This is a genomic window from Shewanella sp. SM29 (assembly GCF_025654245.1).
Lineage (GTDB): Bacteria > Pseudomonadota > Gammaproteobacteria > Enterobacterales > Shewanellaceae > Shewanella > Shewanella oncorhynchi.
In genome coordinates this window covers 1-2,012 of record NZ_JAKKRN010000070.1, presented here as the reverse complement: position 1 = coordinate 2,012, position 2,012 = coordinate 1, and the positions used below count along the sequence as shown (strand labels likewise).

2 protein-coding genes and 1 pseudogene are annotated in these 2,012 nt (G+C 42.0%); 1 reads left to right on the top strand and 2 read right to left on the bottom strand.

Annotated elements, in window-relative coordinates:
• A partial coding sequence (locus tag L5L77_RS22420; protein WP_263185135.1) for a transposase occupies positions 1 to 157 on the bottom strand: 157 nt, incomplete at its 3' end.
• 736 nt (positions 158 to 893) lie between these two features.
• Positions 894 to 1,730: a hypothetical protein gene (locus L5L77_RS22415; protein ID WP_263176044.1), complete on the bottom strand. Its 837-nt coding sequence runs from the start codon at positions 1,728 to 1,730 to the stop codon at positions 894 to 896.
• 136 nt (positions 1,731 to 1,866) lie between these two features.
• Here L5L77_RS22415 and L5L77_RS22410 point away from each other — a divergent pair.
• A pseudogene (locus L5L77_RS22410) lies at positions 1,867 to 2,012 on the top strand (IS4 family transposase); the annotation flags it as partial.

Here is a 2,012-nt window from a genome sequence, read left to right as displayed (position 1 = left end):
CTTTAGGTAAATCTCGCCAAGGGATACCTGTTCTAAGGCGGTAAAGAATACCTTCGAATGTTTGTCTATGTTCAGGTTTGTCATAAACACGGCCTGTGCTTTTCATTAAATGAAATAGCTTTTCCCAGCGTTCATCGGTTAGCATAAGTCTTGGCATGGCTTGAGGTTATGGTTACTTTTGGCGAAGCAAATTATAACGTCTTGCCATGCTGTCTAAAAATCACTCTCGAAAGATCAACAGACCCTAATTAAAATGACAGATAAAATGATGGGCAATAAATTAGGCCATCCATTTTAAACCGTGGAGCGCTTATTGGTTTGACCTACTCATATAAGCTTGCCATCGTATTTGCTCGTCGACAGGGTGAATAGAAGCCTAGGGATTCTAAGTTTATGAACGAGAGCCATGGAGGGCGAACTGGCAGTTAAGCATGGATGTTGTTCCAGTCCATCCTAGAATGCCCTTCCGTAGGGCGGATAGTCGTCACGCGAGTCACCATGGCACGCCTTTTTGCGCACTAGCATAACTTGTATATTTAAAGCGATACGCCGCACGCTTTTGGACAGAAATGTTTGGGGAGCAGTAATTTCAGTTGTTAGAAGTTTAGCGTTTACGGGTATCCACTCGCACAGGCTTGCCATGGCATTCGCTCGTCGACTCGCAGCAAGTCCATCCTTGGATGCTCGACCGCCCCGTCCATGGGGCGGACGGTCGTCTCGCAAATCACCATGGCTCACCTTTCGTGCATTCGCGTAATCTGTAGATTTAAAAGCGTTACGCAGCACGCTTTGGGACAAAAGCGTGTTAGATTCCTAACTCTAATTCGTGAATTTCGGATTAAAATCTCTATGGGTAACGCCGCATTCAGCGGCTTGTCCGCTGCAATGTTTTGTTAGCCATTTTTAACTACTTTAGCGATTTTTTCCTCGGGTATATCGCTTATGGCATTGTATAAGGTTTTTATCTTCTTTAGCCCAGCATCCAACACCTGATCGTGCTCTTCCGGATTATGATGCTGCCGGTGAACAGATATATTCCTTAGCTGACGTATCGAGTCAAAAAACTCTCTAGGCCGCTTATTTTCCATGACAGAGGGATCGATAAGCTTAAGAAGTGAATAAAATCGTTTGTCATGCCAAATCATCACCGGCCTTGATAATTCATCATGCCCTAACAATTCATGAGATTTTGCCTCAAGCAATGAGTATGCTGTGGAAATTGCAGAAAGCATGTCATATTTAGCAATGGCATCAACTTTTGAGAATACATCTTCATCACCTAATCCAATTAGCTGCATTCCATTGTCTGAAAAATATTCTTCGGCGATCTCATCAAACTCAATTGAGTAATGATCGTGCATACACGCACGAAATAAATCAATTACAAATTCGATGTAGTACAGAACTGACTCACGACTCGGGTAGCCAAATTTATGCTGAATTACATTTCTATCATCTATCAGCATTTCAATATTTGGCCTGTGCTTGATCTTTATGCCATGGGACTCAAGGATAGAAAAGGCCTTCCAGACGACTATCGTATTCTTGTTGTTGCTTTCATATATAGATTGGCCTATGTCAATGACCATATCTTTCAGTAATAGCTCCACAGCATTACTTATATGCAGAACAATAAATTTATTCTTCTTTTCATCGTCGAGTTCCAGAAGTTCGACTGCATGCCCCAGCAGTTCCATGGAACTTATAAATAATGGTGATTTTTCAGACATGCTTGATTCTCATTAAGATGGCTAACGCCGCGCTCTAGCGAATCCCCACATAAATTCGATGGGATTCAAATAAGTAGACACGCATGATGCTGTTTGATCTAATCAATTTCGCCAAAAACCTACTAGATCCAACATCATGCGTGATATCGACATATTACACGATTTACTCAAAAAACAATGCCCTCAAATACACCAAAAACGCCTTAATTCTCTGATGGTTGCTACTGAGTCTTTACTCGATGGCAATCAACTCTCGTTAACCCAGTTAGGACGGAACATAAC

Excerpts from the sequence above, each read along its gene's own strand:
- L5L77_RS22415 (WP_263176044.1), bottom strand. The coding sequence starts at position 1,730 with ATGTCTGAAAAATCACCATTATTTATAAGTTCCATGGAACTGCTGGGG.